Origin of the sequence: Pseudomonas sp. RA_105y_Pfl2_P56, from assembly GCF_963970845.1 — a bacterium.
Taxonomy (GTDB): Bacteria; Pseudomonadota; Gammaproteobacteria; order Pseudomonadales; family Pseudomonadaceae; genus Aquipseudomonas; species Aquipseudomonas baetica_A.
Map to the genome: position 1 here is coordinate 34969 of NZ_CAXAPL010000040.1, position 17089 is coordinate 52057.

General features: G+C 61.2%; 15 protein-coding genes. 7 read left to right on the plus strand and 8 right to left on the minus strand.

The window, feature by feature from the left end; genetic code table 11:
• Nucleotides 1–18 precede the first annotated feature (18 nt).
• From AACY11_RS22780 to AACY11_RS22815, 8 genes are all read right to left on the minus strand, one after another.
• Nucleotides 19–1272, minus strand: a complete 1254-nt coding sequence (locus AACY11_RS22780; RefSeq protein ID WP_339495761.1) for an ATP-grasp domain-containing protein — start codon at nucleotides 1270–1272, stop codon at nucleotides 19–21.
• The gene (locus tag AACY11_RS22785) at nucleotides 1253–2512 is read right to left on the minus strand and encodes a methylaspartate mutase (protein WP_339495762.1); all 1260 of its coding nucleotides are present in this window, start codon (nucleotides 2510–2512) and stop codon (nucleotides 1253–1255) included. Before AACY11_RS22785 ends, AACY11_RS22780 begins: the two co-directional genes overlap by 20 nt.
• Nucleotides 2513–2515: 3 nt before the next feature.
• Nucleotides 2516–4012: a hypothetical protein gene (locus AACY11_RS22790; RefSeq protein WP_221730969.1), complete on the minus strand. Its 1497-nt coding sequence runs from the start codon at nucleotides 4010–4012 to the stop codon at nucleotides 2516–2518.
• Entirely contained in the window at nucleotides 4009–5247 is a 1239-nt protein-coding gene (locus tag AACY11_RS22795; RefSeq protein WP_339431617.1) for an ATP-grasp domain-containing protein, read from the minus strand. Before AACY11_RS22795 ends, AACY11_RS22790 begins: the two co-directional genes overlap by 4 nt.
• Nucleotides 5248–5291: 44 nt before the next feature.
• Nucleotides 5292–5747, minus strand: a complete 456-nt coding sequence (locus AACY11_RS22800; RefSeq protein ID WP_221730971.1) for a cobalamin B12-binding domain-containing protein — start codon at nucleotides 5745–5747, stop codon at nucleotides 5292–5294.
• Complete coding sequence (locus AACY11_RS22805; RefSeq protein ID WP_339495763.1) at nucleotides 5744–6985, minus strand: MFS transporter; 1242 nt, start codon at nucleotides 6983–6985, stop codon at nucleotides 5744–5746. The genes AACY11_RS22800 and AACY11_RS22805 overlap by 4 nt, the downstream gene beginning before the upstream one ends.
• Nucleotides 6978–8048, minus strand: coding sequence for an LLM class flavin-dependent oxidoreductase (locus AACY11_RS22810; protein WP_047299258.1), 1071 nt, complete (start codon nucleotides 8046–8048; stop codon nucleotides 6978–6980). Before AACY11_RS22810 ends, AACY11_RS22805 begins: the two co-directional genes overlap by 8 nt.
• 65 nt (nucleotides 8049–8113) lie before the next feature.
• Nucleotides 8114–9043, minus strand: a complete 930-nt coding sequence (locus tag AACY11_RS22815) for an asparagine synthetase A (protein ID WP_339431616.1) — start codon at nucleotides 9041–9043, stop codon at nucleotides 8114–8116.
• Between the two features lie 238 nt (nucleotides 9044–9281).
• Here AACY11_RS22815 and AACY11_RS22820 point away from each other — a divergent pair, with 238 nt between their 5' ends.
• The 7 genes from AACY11_RS22820 to AACY11_RS22850 all read left to right on the plus strand — a co-directional run bounded on the left by AACY11_RS22820 (nucleotide 9282) and on the right by AACY11_RS22850 (nucleotide 16761).
• Nucleotides 9282–10595 carry an MFS transporter gene (locus tag AACY11_RS22820; RefSeq protein ID WP_339431615.1) on the plus strand — a complete coding sequence of 438 codons (1314 nt, stop codon included), beginning with the start codon at nucleotides 9282–9284 and terminating at the stop codon, nucleotides 10593–10595.
• A 51-nt stretch (nucleotides 10596–10646) separates the two neighbouring features.
• Nucleotides 10647–12041, plus strand: coding sequence for an amidase (locus tag AACY11_RS22825; protein WP_221730975.1), 1395 nt, complete (start codon nucleotides 10647–10649; stop codon nucleotides 12039–12041).
• A 76-nt stretch (nucleotides 12042–12117) separates the two neighbouring features.
• Complete coding sequence (locus AACY11_RS22830; RefSeq protein ID WP_445261983.1) at nucleotides 12118–13476, plus strand: OprD family outer membrane porin; 1359 nt, start codon at nucleotides 12118–12120, stop codon at nucleotides 13474–13476.
• 129 nt (nucleotides 13477–13605) lie between these two features.
• Nucleotides 13606–15285: a vWA domain-containing protein gene (locus tag AACY11_RS22835; RefSeq protein ID WP_339495764.1), complete on the plus strand. Its 1680-nt coding sequence runs from the start codon at nucleotides 13606–13608 to the stop codon at nucleotides 15283–15285.
• A 29-nt stretch (nucleotides 15286–15314) separates the two neighbouring features.
• Nucleotides 15315–15896 (plus strand): RNA polymerase sigma factor, encoded by a 582-nt coding sequence (locus AACY11_RS22840; RefSeq protein ID WP_445261984.1) that lies wholly within the window; start codon nucleotides 15315–15317, stop codon nucleotides 15894–15896.
• Entirely contained in the window at nucleotides 15893–16468 is a 576-nt protein-coding gene (locus tag AACY11_RS22845; protein WP_339431612.1) for a hypothetical protein, read from the plus strand. Before AACY11_RS22840 ends, AACY11_RS22845 begins: the two co-directional genes overlap by 4 nt.
• 20 nt (nucleotides 16469–16488) lie before the next feature.
• Nucleotides 16489–16761, plus strand: coding sequence for a hypothetical protein (locus AACY11_RS22850; RefSeq protein WP_339431611.1), 273 nt, complete (start codon nucleotides 16489–16491; stop codon nucleotides 16759–16761).
• Nucleotides 16762–17089 lie beyond the last annotated feature (328 nt).

The following is a 17089-nucleotide window of genomic DNA, read 5'->3' on the forward strand; positions in this document are numbered from 1 at the left end:
GGTCGGGGGCGTCAGTGGTTACAACCAATCCCTTTCCCATCCACGCCATGCGTCGTAATCAGCGTCGATGCGTTCGCTCTGTGGGTGCAGTAGAAACACCGCAGCCGGTGAGCTGTTCAGGTCTACGGTGGGGGCAATCCTTGCCCCTTCGGCGAAGCGGAACCTGGCGTTGTGAAAACTTGGCAAGGCTTCCAGGCGTTGGCGCACATGCGCTTGCGCGAACAGCCCGTGGCGGTGGGCGATCAGGTTCATGCCCCGCGCGTGTTGCAACAGCTGATAGCGTTTGGGCCACTGCGCCAGACGCGCCGGGTCCAGATAGCTTTGGCAGGTCAGGGCTACCTGATCGTTGCCGGTGGCCGCTTGCAGGGCGGGCGGGCAGGCCAGTCCGGACAGGCGTGCACCGGTTTCCAGCAGGCGCGGGCCATTGCCGGTCAGGATCAACTCGGTGTGCGCCGGGCCATGCACGATCCCCAGCGCATCGAGCACGCCTTGCACATACTCAATCAGTTGCGGCAGCTCGTGGGCGTCCGCCGGCAGCAGGTCCTCGCGGTCGTAGATCTTGCGGCCGTCGGCGGCGAAGGTCTTCGAGCATTTCCACACGTCGGTGATCCAGTGCTCGCCCGCGTGGCTGACGCTGTTGATCACGTACTCGGCGCCCGTCAGGTATTCCTGCAGCAGCACCTGTTCATTGTTGAGCATCATCAGATTGGTGGCGCCGAGGATCGACTCGATGGCGGCTTCCAGTTGCAGCGCATCGTGGCAGATGAACACGTTATCCGAACCGGCACTGTCCAGCGGTTTCGCCACCACGGTTTCGCCGCCGCGGGCCTTGAACCAGACCAGCGCTCGCTCCAGCGAGCGGGTGCGCAGCTGTGCCGCCACTGGCAACCCGGCCTCGGCCACGCGTTCAGCCATCAATGACTTGTCGCGACGCGCGGCGGAGGTCGCCGGATTATTGCCGGGCAGGCCCAGACGTGCGGCCAGCAAGTCCGCCAGTTCTACGCCGAATTCGCTGCCCGTCAGCACGGCGCCCGGGCGATAGGCGGCGAGCTTGAGCAACAATGGTTCAAGGCCTTCCTCGGCGACGCTGTAGTCCTTGGCGAACAATTCTGTCGGGCAGCTCGCGGCAAATGCGGCCGGCATGTGTGCGCGTGAACGCACATGGAGCAGAGGCCGCTGTCCGGCCAGTGAGCGGGCCAGCAGGGCGCCGGTCGAGTAAGCATCGACCAGAATCAACGGCGCCGCGCTGGAATCAATGCAAGGGTTGGTCATAACGGTTCACCGTGTAATGCAACATCTGAAACAGCTCGGACGAGCTGATACCGGGGCCGTCGACCGACCAGCCACTGCTGCGAGGCAACGGCAAACGGCCGGTGTTGCCCCAGCGCAACGCGCCCTGGTCGTCGATACGGGTTGTGGCGCGGCCCGGGTTGTCCGGGTGCAGGCAGTAGGGAATGTCGAGCAAGCCGCGCGCGAAGGCCTGCACCAGCGCCACGCCGATGTCGGCGTGCAGATTGAGCACGGTCTCCACCAGTCGCCGCGCTTCGAACAGCGTTTGCTGGTAATAGGCGGCGCTGCCCGCGTCTACCGTCGGGAGTTCGCCAGCAGCGACTTCGGCGGCCATGCACAAGGCATCAAGGTTGTCCTCGACCGAGGGAATTTGCCGCGATTCTGCGACGGTCTTGACGATCAACCGCTCGCAACCGGCAGCCTTGGTCAGCCGCGCACTGTCGCAAATCAAACGCCGTGCGCCGTGGCGGGAGGTCGGGAACACGCCCATGTACGAATACACCACCACATGCCAGTGATCGCCGTCGAGATACTGGGCGGCCAATTCGCGCAATGCCTGCAACGCGCCGAAATCCTGTTCCATCGAAGTGCCTTGGGCGTAGCTCAACGAGACGCCGCGCACCCCGTTCTGACGGAAAAACAGGGCCTCCAGCAAGGTCATGGCGATCAGCAGCGAGGGCGGGCACAACTGCCCCAACAGGCAGCCGCCGAAACTCTCGATATGCGCATGTTCAGTTGCGCCGGCCAGCACCTGACAGCTTTGCGCCCAAGCACTGACCGCCTCGGCCAACGGCAGGCGGCTGTAGGGCATGCAGTACGACACCGGGCCGCCCTCTGTTGCGTCCAGACCCAATGCCGCCAGACGCTGGAACACATTCTGCGGTTTGGCCGTGCCGTGGCGGATCTGGATCGGAAACTCTGCGCTGTACAGTCCTGCGAGCATGCCGCGTACCGCTTCGATCGGATGGCTGATGATCGGGAACCCGTTCATCGGCGCCGAACTGTTCAGACATTGCAACGCACTCTGGTAATCGCCGACCCGGGTGTAGCTGTCGAGCGTGATGGTGCCGATGGCCGCGCAGGGCAGGGCGGCGACGCTCGCCAGCCCCGCACGCATCTGGCTGAGTGCGCCAAAACCCATGCGCGGTTGCACCACCAGCTCATTTCGGACGCGGGCGCGCTCGATGAACTGTTGAAAATGGCCGCCGTTGAACGCCGTCATGCTTTAGCGTCCCGAGACCAGTTCAACCACGGTTTCACCGGTCGCCGGGTCGTAGCGACTGATGCGTCCCTTGTGCGGATCACCAGCGCGCACCCGTGCGATCAGCGTGACGTCGCTGTCGAAATCGATGCGTTGATGGGCGTACAGACTGCGCAACGCCGGCAGCGGCAGGCCACTGACCTCGCTCAGCCACTGACAGAGGGCCGGCTCGTCGTGCTCGCCTGCGAGCACTCGGTGCAGGTTGTCGAGATCGGCCAGACGCTGCGGATGGCATAGCCCGACGAAGCTGGAGAACTCGCGGCCACGATCAACGAACGGCGCAAACTGCATACACACCAATTGCATTTCATTGAGACCGAACGCCTGCTCGGCGAAGCGCTCGGCGAGCGTGCGGCGCGCCTGCATGCCCGGCGCATCGACATAGGCCGACATGGCCAGATCGATCAGGCGCTGGGGCATTTCTTTCTTGCGCATGAGCGCCTGCGCCAGCTCCAGGTATTCGGCAATCCCCTGGTTGTAGCTGCGACCCTGCACGTACTCGGCCTTCAGCCCGCGAAAGTGCGCCATCAACATCGGGTTGGCGCAATCGGATTCGGTGAAGCTGAATGCCAGCTCTTCGAAGCGAAAATCGAGGAATTCGGTAATCAGCTCCCAATGATCCTCGACCTTGTAGCTGACCAGATCATAAATGCTGATGAACGCTGGATCGGCGTTGTCGTCACCGCAGGCAACGCGTCGTTCCTCGCGATGCTGATCGAAGCCTTCGCCGAACAGTTCGATGAAATAGCGCTGGGCCACGCCATCCAGTGCTTGCAGCAACCCGCGAAAGCCCTGCCGGCGGCATTCTTCGACATCCAGCCCGAGACGCTGCGCCAGACGCATGATCCAGGTGAAATAGTGCTTCTGCTCTTTGCGCGAATCACCGGTGACCACTGCATCGACGCCGCCCTGCCACCACGCGGCGCGACCATAGAAATCCGCCACGGCGAGGTTGCAGCTGTTGCAGAAGGTCGGGCGACCGTCGCCAGCGGTGCGGTGGCCGTTCATCAGCACGTCGAAACGGTTCATCGCCTGTACATCGTCGGGGAACGGCAGATGCCGTTCGAACGGGCGAATCTGGCGGTGATCGACCACCAGCATTTCTACTCGCGGATCATCGAACAGGTGCAGCGCGCGGTAGACCCGATCAATGTTGGCCATCACCGCATCCGGCACGCCGGCATGGCGCATGTTGGCGATGCGCAACTGAAAGGTACGGCCATGCAGGATTGACAGCTGTAACTGGGTGGCGCGCAGCATGGCCACGGTGTAAGAACTGTCTTTACCGCCGCCGTAAGCGACCATCAATTTGTAGCCGGTCAGCCCGTCGAGACCGCCCGCAGCGTCAATCAGACGCTCGCCGAGGACAGCCACTGCGCGACGTTCGTCGGCGCGCAAATAGTGGTTGATCTGACCCAGCAGCGGTTCGTCGTTCAAGGCTTGGGAAGTGGGGGCGTTCATAGTGGTTCCGCCTGGAATTGGAATGCCTGAGTGGTGTGGCGGATATCGTTTTCAGTGGCCACTTCGCTACCGCCGACAAAAATGAAGCGTCCGCTGTGCAGGGCGTCGTAGCTGCCGCCGGACTCGAGAATCTGCCCCGGCTCGGGCAGCAACTCGCGCCACAGACTGGGCACGGTTTCGCGCAACGAATCGGCTTGCACTACCCGGCACGGCAGGGCAGCGGGTTTCGGGATCACCAGCCAGCCGCCGCTCGGGTCGTGGCTGACGGCGGGCACCGGCACTTGATCGCCGGCGAGGCGGCGCAGCCAATGCTCGTAGAGATTGACTCCGAACACTTTGTTGATCAGGTGCGGGACTTCGCTGCCGCCGACCCGCGCACCGATTTCGAGGAACACCAGCGAGTCGTCCGGTTCGACGAAAATTTCCAGGTGGAACGCCGTGCAGCGCAGATCGAGGGCACGCATGATCTGTTGGCTGAAAGCCTCGATGCGCGTACGCAGGGCCGATGCCTGGACGATCACCGAGCCCAGTGGCTGCGCCTTGGCGAAATCCAGGCAACTGTTGATGTAACGCGACACCACCTGAAACGGCACGCTGCCGTCGACATCGACGAAGCCGTCGATGTGGTAGGTCTGGCCGTGCATGAAGCCTTCGATCTCATAGCGCGACAGGTCGATGCTATTGAGCAGCGTGCGCAGTTCAATCTCGTTTTCGACCTTCTCCACGCCCATGCTCGCGGCGCCGTCCACTGGTTTTACGATCAGCGGGAAACCGATTTCCCGGGCAAAATCCACGGCCTGTTGCACCGACTCGCAACGCGCAAACGGCGGCACCGGCAGGCCATGGTTTTGCAGGATTTCCTTCATGCGTGCCTTGTCGCGGTAAACCGCCACTTCATCCGGGCCGTGTCCGGGAATGTTCAGGGTCTGGCGCACGCGCGCGGCGATTTCCAGGGTGAACTCGGACAGGGCAATCAACTGATCGACGGGGCCGACGCGTTCGATGACTTCCTGCACCGCGCCGAGCAGTTGCTCGTATTGGTTGACGTCAGCGACCTGCACCTGATGAGCGATATGCTGCGCCGGAGCGAGTACGCCGTCGGCGCCGAGTGCATCGACCACGTAGCTGATCCGGTGTTGTTGATGGTCGAAGAAATCTTCGTAGCGAGTCAGTTCGTTGTCCCAGCGGCGCCCATCACGAAAGCGCGGCCAGCGGTTGACGATTACGATGTGCATCGTGGTAATCCTATGAATGAGTGAAGTCAGTCGTGGCCGGAGGGTCAGCCCCAGGACGTCACACTGTCGGCGAGTACGGAGTCAGCGTCGGGCTGCGCGTGCAGCGAGCCCAGATAGCGGCTGAAGGTGTCGATAGCGTCGGGGCCGACGAACACCTGGTTGTAACCGGCATCGATCAAGGCTTGCCGGACTGCCAGGGTTTCATTTTCGGAAGTGGTCAGCTTGCCGCCGATCACGCAGGCCAGTTGCGGGTGCAGTTGGCGCACCTTGCGGATCAGCTCCAGACCCTGGGAGTAACCGTGGCCATTCACGCTGCTGACCACCAGCAACTGCGTGCGGCGCTGTTGCAATGCACTGAGCACTGTGTCCATCGGCGTGCAACTGCCGAGGTTCTTCACGTTCAAGCCGTGCTCGCCCAGCCACAGTTGCAGGTACACCAGATTCCACATGTGCGAGTCAGACTCGACGGTGGCGAGCAGGCAGTGAGGCCTAGTTTTCATTGGGATGCCTCCATGGCGAGCGATGGACCTTCGAGGGCGAGGCGAAAGCGCCGGGTGGTTAAAATGAACAGCAGCGTGCCGGGCACGGTCAGCACGAGTGCCAGCACCAGAATCAGCACCTGCACGCCGTAGACGTGGCCGACGCTGGCGGTGAGCAAACCACCCAGGGGATAAGAGAGCAGGTTGACCAGATAAAACGGCCCCATGACTTTGCCCAGATGAGCGCTCTCGATCGCCTTGATCCGCTGCGTACGGTTGAACACGTTGAACAGTGCGCATCCGGCCATTGCCAGCAGGAAACTCAGGGCATACAGCAACACACCGCTGGCCACGCCCATGCAGATCAGGCCCAGGCACAGCAAGGCAAAACCCAGTGCACCGAGTCTATAAATCGACATGCGCGCCAACAGTCGCGGCACCAGAATGAAGTTCAACAGACCCAGCGCGCCGGCCCCTGCATTCATCAGACCAAACACGCCGTCGGCGGCGCTGAACACGCCGCTGATGACGAACGCGTTGGCGCTGAGCACGGCAGCGAATGCCAGATTGATGCTGAAATTCAGCCCGGCCAGCGACAGCACTGGCGGGTTGCCAAGCAACAGGCGCCAGCCGAGCGCGAGATCCTTGAACACGCTGGTCGGGCGACTGACGGAGCGCGCCGTCGGCAAACCTGTCCAGAACAGCGCCGCAGCACACAGTGCGACTGCCGCCAGCCCCAGCAGCCAGCGCTTGTCGGCATACATCGCCAACCCGGCGGCGAGTGCCGGGCCCAGCGCCATGGCCAGCAGCTCCATGTTCTGCACCAGCGACTGACAGTGAGCGAGGCGTTCAGGGCCGGCGATCAGCGGCACGCTTTTTTCAACCGCCATGCGCACCGGCGCCATTAGCACCGACAATACGATGCCGTTGCCGATCAACGCCCAGATCATCCATTGCGGCTGATACCAGCAGATCCCCAGTGTCACGGCGAGGCTCAGTCCCCGCGCAGTATTGGCGCCGCGAAACAGCAGGCGCCCACCAAACCGGTCAGCCAGCAACCCGGCGAACGGATAGGCAATCAGTGCCGGCAGCCACTCCAGCGCAAACGCCACGCCGGAATAGCGCACGTTGCCAGTGAGCTGGAAAATCATCAACGGCACGGCAAACAGCACGGTCTGCTCCGCCAGCAAGGCACACAGCAACCCGGCACCGAACCAACGAATCGCTCTATTGCGTGCAGCGTCGTTGATGTCATGCATGCTCGCGGTCCCAAACGGTTTCCAGCTCGCGCAGATAAGGCAGCACGTATTTGCAGAAACGGCGCATTTCGTCGCGGGTTGGCCAGCCAGAGAAAATGAACTCGCTGACGCCGACTTTTTTGTACTCGAACAAGTATTCGGCGACTTCCTGATAGCTGCCGACCACGCACAATGCCGGACCGCCACGATAGGCCACGGCACCCGACCAGAGCATCGGCGACAGCCAGTCGTGTTCAGCTTTGTCGGCAAGGCGGAACGAGGTTTTCACCGCTTCCGAATCGCAGCGTCCGACGAACTCACGCACCCATTCGCGATGCTGTTCGTCCGGGTTTTCCATCATGCTCTCGACCGCCGCCAGCGCTTCGGCGCGGGTTTCGCGGGCGAGTACGTGCATGCGAATTCCCACCGAGCAACCGGACTGCAAAACCGTGCGGGCGGCCTCGGCAATTCCTTGCGGTGTATCGCCGTAACGCAGCCAGCAATCGCTGTGCTGGATGGCGATCTGCTGGGCAACGTCCGAGGCGCCGCTGAGATAAATACGCGGACGCTCGGCATCCTTGAACGGCAACCCGAGCTGGGCTTTTTCGATGCGGTAGTGCTTGCCGTGGTAGGTCAGCGGTGATTCGCCGCTCCAGAACCGATTGAGGATGTCGAGGAATTCGCCGGTGCGCTCATAGCGTCCGTCGTGCGCCACGAAGTCGCCGTAATAGGCTTGTTCGTCCGGGGAAATGCCGGCGACCAGATTCAGCGAGATACGCTTGTCCGACATCCACGACACGGTGTTGACGATCTGCGTGAACAGGGTCGGCGGCACCAGCCCCGGACGGTAAGCCAGAATGAATTTGACGCGATCGGTCTCACGCACCAGCGCGCCAATCATCGGCAGCGGATCGGGCATGTGGTAGCTGATGCCCATCAACAGCGAGTCGATGCCCAGCTCATCGGCTTCCTTGGCGAAATCGACGATCCCGGCGAAGTCGAGGGCGCCGGTGTCGTATTTTTCCGAGGCCTTTTGCTGACCGCTATCGAGCGGTGAGCACCAGTGAATACGCAGTGCAGACATTATGTTTCTCCATGGCCAAGCCTGCCGCCGCGGCAGCGGAGCAGGCTGTGAGAGTCAGGTCCGGATCAGAACAGGAAGCGGGTACCGACCGTGCGGTCGAACAGCGCTACATCGCGGATGCGTCGCTTGCCACAGATGAACTTGAGCAGACGCTCGATGCCCAGACCGCCACCGGCGCTCGGGTGCAGCAAGCCGCGCCGGGCGACTTCCAGGTAGTTGGCGAACGGCTGCAGGTCCATCGACAGCTCGTTCATGCGGTAGACGATCTGCTCGTATTCGAACTCACGCTCCGCGCCGGACAGGGCTTCGCCATAGCCATCGGGATAGATCAGGTCATAGTTGTTGTACGTGCCGCGCTTGCCCGGTGTTTCGCGATCGTAGAACTCGCGACGGTAGTTGGTGACGAAAAACGGCGTGTGCGCTTTGGCCGACATGATCTTCTCGAAGTCGTCGCCATGTTCGGCGCGCAACGCGTCGCAGCTGTAGATCGGGAACGCTGTGGCGAAATGCGGCAGTTGGCGGCCGAGTTGGGACAGTTCGGCGGCGCAGTGCTGAGTGACCTCGGCGAACACATGCTTTATCAGGCCTTCAATAAGGGCCATGACCTGATGCATGTCACCGTCGCGGATCTCGAAATCGAACTGCGAGAACTCCAGCAAATGGTTTTCCGAATCCTTGATCTCGGCCTTTTCCAGGCGGATGTTCGGCGCCACGATAAAGATCTTGTCGTGGCCTTTGGCGGTCAATGCCAACTGCTTGTGGAAGATCATGCTGGCGGTCAGTTTCAGGCGCCGTTCTTCATATTGAAGTTCAGCGGGATACACCGCGTGATTCAGCGGATCTGTGATGGGCGACATCAGAATCGGCATCAACTGTTTGAAGTCACGCTCAAGCAAATACTGTTGTAGCGCCTGTAGGACACGTCCTCGGACGATGGCAATGGATTCTATGTCAGGATTAGCGAAATCGGCGAAGTTACTTGTAATTTCTTCCATGATTGGCCAGATATTCAGGGAGTTAGGGAGGCCTGATTATTGTTTAATCGGAAGAAAACTCAATGTACAGATTTCGGCTAAAAAGCAACACAGAGCCTCGGTTTGGTTGTTTACATGACCTTTTGCGTGGACGATGTCGCGCTGTTGAAATTGATCAGTTGGCGCACCTGGGGGGCAGTTCGTTCGGGCCCTTGTTGGCAGGCGTCGTTTTCTCTATCTGTCTATTCAGAGTTTGCCCATGACTGCCCTGACCGGTTCGCGATCCCATCGGTTTTCCAGGTCTGACTACAAGACCCTGGGCCTCGCAGCCCTGGGTGGTGCACTGGAAATCTACGACTTCATTATCTTCGTGTTTTTCGCACTGACCCTCAGTCAGCTGTTCTTTCCGCCAGAAATGCCGCAGTGGCTGAGATTGCTGCAAAGCTTCGGCATTTTTGTCACTGGCTATCTGGCACGACCGCTCGGCGGAATTCTGATGGCGCACTTCGCCGATCAGTTGGGGCGCAAGCGCGTGTTCAGCCTGAGCATCTTGATGATGGCGTTGCCCTGCCTGCTCATTGGCATCATGCCGACCTACGCTCAGATTGGTTACTTCGCACCGTTGCTGCTGTTGCTGCTGCGTGTGTTGCAAGGCGCCGCAGTCGGTGGGGAAGTGCCGAGTGCCTGGGTGTTCGTCGCCGAGCACGCGCCGGCCGGTCATCGCGGTTATGCGCTGGGTTTCCTGCAAGCCGGACTGACCTTTGGCTATTTGCTCGGAGCGCTGACCGCGACCCTGCTGGCGCAAATATTCACCCCTGCCGAAATTCTCGATTACGCGTGGCGCTTTCCGTTTCTGCTCGGCGGACTGTTCGGCGTGATCGGTGTCTGGCTGCGTCGCTGGTTGAGCGAGACGCCGGTGTTCATGGCTTTGCAGGCGCGCCGTGAGGCTGACGCCGAACTGCCGTTGCGCACCGTGATGCGCGAGCATCGGCACATGTTGTTGCCGGCGATGATTCTGACCTGCGTGCTGACGTCGGCAGTGGTGGTGCTGGTGGTGATCACCCCGACGGTCATGCAAAAAAGCTTCGGCATGAGCCCCAGCCATACATTCGCCCTGAGCAGCCTCGGTATTGTCTTCCTGAATATCGGTTGTGTGCTGGCCGGGTTGATCGTCGACCGGCTCGGCGCCTGGCGCACGGTCATGTTGTACAGCGTGCTGCTGCCGGTCGGCGTGGCCCTGCTTTATGGCTGCCTGATCAGTGGCGGTGCGTGGCTGGGGCTGGCGTATGCGCTGGCGGGATTGGGGTGTGGTGTGGTCGGCGCAGTGCCGTCGGTGATGGTTAGCCTGTTTCCCGCACACATCCGCGTCTCGGGCATTTCGTTTACCTACAACATTGCCTATGCACTGTGGGCGAGCACCACACCGCTGTTGTTGATCGGGCTGATGCCGTGGAGCCCGTGGGTGTGCGTGGCGTACAGCCTGGTGATGGGCGCGGTGGGCGTTGCCTGCGCCGCATATTTCGGTGGGCGCGATACGGCTCAAACCAGTCAGACGCTGGTTGCCGAGCGCTAAGGCAGACATTTTGCAGCCTGCGCACTATGGTTTTGCACGGACGGCTATTGGATGACTGATTTACATGACTTGTCGGCGGCACAACTGCTGGCCTTGTTTGCCAGCGGTAAGTTGTCGCCGCTGGACTACTACGATCACCTGCTGGCGCACATCGAGCGCTGGGAACCGAGCATCAATGCGCTGTACGCGTTCGATCCGCAGCGCGTACTCGATCAGGCGCGCGCGTCGACTGAACGCTGGAGTCGTGGAACCCCACGCGGCATGCTCGACGGCATCCCGGTGACACTCAAGGAATTGATCGCCACTGAGGGCGATTGCATCCCCCAAGGTTCGCGCGCCACGACGTTGATCGCGGCGACTGCCGACGCGCCGCCGGCCGCGCGTTTGCGTGAAGCCGGGGCGATCATTCTGGGCAAAACCACGGTGCCGGATTTCGGCATGCTGTCGTCGGGGTTGTCGAGTTTCCATGGCATCACGCGCAACCCGTGGGACACCACGCAAAACCCCGGCGGCTCGAGTTCCGGCGCGGCGGCTGCGGCGGCGGCGGGTTATGGTCCGCTGCATGTCGGCACCGACATCGGCGGCTCGGTACGCTTGCCGGCCGGCTGGTGTGGGTTGGTGGGGTTCAAGCCAACGCTTGGACGGATCCCGATTGATCCGTATTACACCGGCCGTTGCGCGGGGCCGATGACCCGCACCGTGGATGATTGCGCGCTGATGATGCGTTATCTGGCGTTACCGGATGCGCGCGACGCCACCAGCCTGCCGGCGCAAGCGCTGGACTGGAACCTGCAAACACCGTCGATGCAGGGTCTACGCATCGGGCTGATGCTCGACCCCGGCTGCGGCTTCCAGCCTGAACATGAAGTCTGTGAAGCGGTGCGAGATGCCGCGCGAATGTTCGAGGCGCATGGCGCGCAGGTGCACTTGATCGGGTCGCTGATGGATCGACAATTGCTCGACGGCCTCGATGATTTCTGGCGCGCCCGCCAGCTGTCGCAACTGCAAAGCTTGAGCACGGCGCAACGCGACAACGTCTTGCCCTACATTCAGGACTGGGCGGCACCGGCGGCCGAGATGAGCGCGGTGCATGCGGTTGAAGGTTTCAATCAGACCTTTGAAATCCGTCGTCGCTGCGCGCAGTTGTTCGGCGACGTCGACTTGCTGTTGTCGCCGACCAATCAGGTCAGCAGCTTTCCCGCTGAATGGCCCTCGCCCGGCAATGACCCGCGCCAGCCTTTTGAACACATCGTGTTCACGCTGCCATGGAATATGGGCGAGCAACCGGCCTTGTCGATCAACTGCGGGTTCACATCAGCGGGTATGCCGATCGGCCTGCAAATGGTTGCACCGCGGTTTGCCGATCAATGGTTGTTGCAGTGCGCCAAGGCTTACGAAGGCTGGCGCGGCCCGATCAAACACTGGCCGTCTGCGCCACCCCACTGATCCCTGGCCGTGCCCGTAGGCCGCTCAAGCGCCAGACGCTTAGGCTGCGTGCACTCTTTTTTAAAGGCCTTTTTCCATGCAATCACATGTACGTCGGGCGTTGCTGCCAATGCTGCTCATCGCCCAGCCCGCTTGTGCCGGTGACCCCGTCACAGCGCAGGATCAGGCGATAGGTCTGATCGATGGCAGCCACCTCAACCTGAATTTGCGCCACTACTATTCCAACCAGCACACCCAGCGCAGTACCCACCTGGTGATCAAAAAGGCCGGCGTCGCACAGCCCACACGCCAGCGCGACACCTGGGTGCAGACCGCGATGCTCAATTACATCTCGGGCTACACCGAAGGTTGGGTGGGCTTCGGTGTCGATGCCTCGCTGTTCAGCGCAGTGACCCTTGAGCGTGGGCACGGTGCGGTGGCCAATGGCGGTGACCGGGTGCTGGTCGACAGCGATGGCGACGCGGTCCCGAGCTGGAGTCGTCTGGGTGTCGGCGACGTGAAACTGCGAGTGTCGAGCACCGAACTCAAGGCCGGGCGGATGCTCACGGAAAACCCGATCCTGCGCTACAAGGACAACCGTGCCTTGCCGTCAACCTTTCAGGGCATTGGCCTGAACAGCAACGAACTCGACTGGCTGGCGCTGCAAGCGGGCAGCTTCGAGCGCGCCATCCCGCGTACCGGCACTGGCAGCGAACGCCTGACCACCACCTTCGGCAATCGCGCCTACAGCGGTTCACGTATCAGCTATCTCGGCGCGACAGCCAAAGCGCCCTACGGTCTGACATTGAGCGCTTACGGCTCGCGGTTCGAGGACATGTGGCAGCAATACTATCTGGGCGCGACTCACGTAACGGGGGATCGCGCCAACCTCGCGCTGAAAACCAGCCTCAACTACTACCGCACGCGCGATCAGGGTGAACAAAACCTGGGCTTCATCGACAACCACGCCTACAGCCTGGCAATCACCGCCGCCCATGGCGCGCACGCTCTGACTACGGCGTGGCAGCAGGTGTTCGGCAACGAATATTTCGACTACGTGTGGGAGTCCACAGGCAACTACATGGCCAACTCGCTGTACTCGGACTACAACGGTCCGAACGAAAAATCCTGGCAACTACGCTATGACTTCGACCTCGCCAGCTACGGCGTGCCGGGCCTGACCGCCAGCCTGTGGCACGCCAAGGGCTGGGGCATCGATGGCACCCACTACAGCGGCGACCGCGACGGACGCAACACAGGCTACAACGTGCGCGGGCTGGACGGTGCCAAGCACAACGAAGATGGCTTGATGCTCGCCTACGTGGTGCAGTCCGGCACCCTGAAAAATACGGCGCTGCGCAGTATCGTCTATAACCACCGCGCGAGTGGCGGGCAGATCGACGGCAGTTACGACGAGTTCCGTCTGGTGGCGAATGTACCGCTCAGCCTGTTTTGAATGCGCCGAGAACGCTGCGAAGTCTGCGGCGTTATCCACAGCAGAAATATTTCAACGGCGTTAACCCAAACGCAACGGACGGCCCGTCTCAGTGGATGAATGATCAATTTCATCCCGAGGTCAGCCCCCATGTCCCGTTCCCTGCCTTTTCTGCGACCTGCTGCGGTCAGCGTGCTGTTGTCCATCGCCGGTTGCGGTGTTTCCTCCAACCCGCAATCCGTTGCTGTCCCCGCGCCAGCCCAGACATCGGTTCAACAGGAGGCGATGCTGGCCGACAGTGCGCAGGCCAAGCGCAGTGTTCGCCCTGCACCGATTGCCAGTTTCGCAGCGATGCCTGCGCGGGAAAGTTATCCACAAGGCTATCGCGACGAGCCGCGTGAGCAATATCAAACGCTGGCCGACAACCCCATCCACAGCGTGGCCCAAACCCCGGTCTCGACCTTCAGCGCCGACGTCGACACGGGCGCCTATGCCAATGTCCGTCGCTTGCTCAATCAGGGACGCCTGCCGCCGGAAGGCGCGGTGCGGCTGGAGGAAATGGTCAATTACTTCCCTTATGACTACGCCTTGCCCAGTGACGGCTCACCGTTTGGCGTGACCACCGAACTGGCGGCGTCGCCATGGAACCCGCACACTCGCTTGCTGCGCATCGGCATCAAGGCTTCCGACCGCGCCGTGGCAGAACTGGCCCCGGCCAATCTGGTGTTTCTGGTGGACGTGTCCGGCTCGATGGATCGCCGCGAAGGTCTGCCGATGGTCAAAAGCACACTGAAACTGCTGGTCGATCAATTGCGCGAGCAGGACAGGGTGTCGCTGGTCGTGTATGCCGGCGACGCCCGCGTGGTGCTTGAACCCACTTCCGGGCGGGAAAAAGCCAGGATTCGTAACGCCATCGAGCAATTGACCGCCGGCGGCTCGACCGCTGGCGCGTCGGGCATCGAACTGGCCTATCAAATGGCCCAACAGGCGTTCATCCCCAAAGGCATCAACCGCATCCTGCTGGCCACCGACGGTGATTTCAACGTCGGCGTCAGCGACTTCGACAGCCTTAAACAAATGGCTGTGGATAAACGTAAAACCGGAATTTCCCTGACCACCCTGGGTTTCGGTGTGGATAACTACAATGAACACCTGATGGAACAACTGGCGGACGCTGGCGATGGCAACTACGCCTACATCGACAACCTGCGCGAAGCACGCAAAGTATTGGTCGATCAACTCGCCTCGACCCTTGCCGTGGTGGCGAAAAACGTCAAGTTGCAGGTGGAGTTCAACCCGGCGCAGGTCAGTGAATATCGCCTGCTCGGCTACGAAAACCGTGCACTCAAGCGTGAGGATTTCAGCAATGACAAAGTCGATGCAGGCGAAATCGGCGCAGGACACACGGTGACCGCGCTGTATGAAATTGTTCCGGCAGGCGAGAAGGGCTGGCTGGAGCCACTGCGCTATGGTCAATCGCGTGCGGTTGTTGCGCAGAAGAACGGAGAATTGGCGATGCTGCGTGTGCGATATCAACAGCCCGAAGGTGGGAAAAGTCTGCTGATCGAGCGGCCGATTGCCAATCAGGTTGCACCGGCCAGCGAAGACCTGCGCTTTGCGGCGGCGGTTGCTGCGTTTTCCCAGCAACTCAAGGACGGTCGCTACACCGGCGATTTCAGCCTCAAGGACACCGAAGCGCTGGCCCGTGGCGCGCGAGGCGATGACCGTTTCGGCCTGCGCAACGAGTTCGTGCAATTGGTCGAACTGGCGCAGAGCCTGCGCAGTTCAACCGCATCGAATGCGCAGCCCACTGAGCGACGGATTGAATAGTGAGTCGCCTCAAAGGCTTCATCGGTCAGCTGTTTGCTTCGCCAGACAGCTCAACCGCCAGCAGCGATGAAGCGTTGCTGGCGCGTTACCGCGAGGGCAACGGCGCGGCGTTCGAGATCTTGTACGCCCGCCATCGCCAAGCGTTGTATCGGTTCCTGCTCGGCTTGAGCGGCAAACCCGAACTGGCCGACGAAGTGTTTCAGGAAACCTGGTTGAGCCTGATCCGCAGCGCCAGTCAGCCACAAGGACGGGCGACCTTTCGTACATGGCTGTTCCAGATCGCCCGCAATCGCCTGATCGATCACTGGCGCAAGCACGGCGCCCAGCAACCGCTGCACGACAGTTACGATGAGCAAACCCACGCTGTCAGTGACGAGGCGACCGATCCCGAGCAACTGTTGAGCCTCAGCCGCGACAGCCAACGCCTCGAAACCGCTCTGCAAAACCTGCCCGCCGACCAGCGCGAAGTGTTCCTGCTGCGCGCCCACGGCGACCTCGACCTGGCACAAATCGCCAGCCTCACCGAAACACCGCTGGAAACCGTCAAGAGCCGCTTGCGCTACGCCCAGCAAAAACTGCGTCGGCTGCTGGCCGAGGAGGTACTGACATGACTGACGCCCGCCAGACACCCGAAGATCCTGTGATCAAACATGTTCGCGAACAGCACAATGCCGAGCCGCCCGCGCACCTCGACGCGTTCATCCTCAAGGCTGCCCACCGCGAAGTCTCGGCACCGAAGCCAGGCCTGTGGCAACGCTGGCTCGACGCCTGCCGCAAACCACGCTGGCAAGTCGCATTCGCCAGCCTCGTCGGCGTGGCCCTGATGCTGTCATTGGTGCAGCGCGCCCCCGAACCGCAACCCCAATTCGACTTCGCCCCGGCGGCCAAACCCGCTGCCTCAATGGCCCGTAAACAAGCGCCCGAAGCGCAATCACTGGCCGCCCCCGCACCGATGGCGGAAATGGCCGCGCCTATGCAAAGCCAATCCAACCGCGCCGACGAAGCCAAACTCAGCAAACGCGCCGCCGCCCCCGCCAACGGCCTCGACGAACAACTGCGCGAAGTCCTGCGCCTGCGCGAATCCGGCCAATCAAAAGTCGCCGACACCCTGTTCAACCAACTGCACAAACGCTACCCGAACGCCGACCTCGACGCCCGGCTCCAGCAAATCCAGCAGAACTGATCGCCTGTTCGCCCAGCCATTTGGCATTGCCCCGCAAAAACGCGCAATATCGGGCCATAGCTGAATCGCTGGAGAACACCGTGGCACCAAAAATCGACCGCATCGCCCAACTCCTCAACTGCCCGCAAAAGGGCGAAGAGATGCGCCGCGCGATTACCGAAGCGCGTAAGGAGTTTCTGCTGAGCCAGCAGGAAGAGGATGTGCTTGAGGAAGAGGACGTCTTTGAAGAGGAGGTTGGGGAGGAAGACGAAGAGGATGAGGATTACGATGAGTTTGATTGGACGACGGAGTGATGGTTGAAGTTTGGATGCTCGGTGAAACCCAGCAACTCATGGCTTTTGGTCGTTGCGTTTGAAGGCAGTTGTCAACTCTAAGTTGACAACTGCCCGCCCGGCCGAGGCTTCATTGATCAAAAAGCTGGAATTATTCACCCGAAAAGCCGACGCCCACAAAAAAGCCCTGGACCACAACAGTCCGGGGCTTTTTCATTTCTATTGTCTCGTCCTGAATAAGGTTTACACCTTCTGGCTTCTTATCAGGAGGGTGCAATGGATACGGGCGCAAAACGTAGTCAGCGCGATTACACGCTGACTTTTAAATTGTCAGTTGTCGACCAAGTAG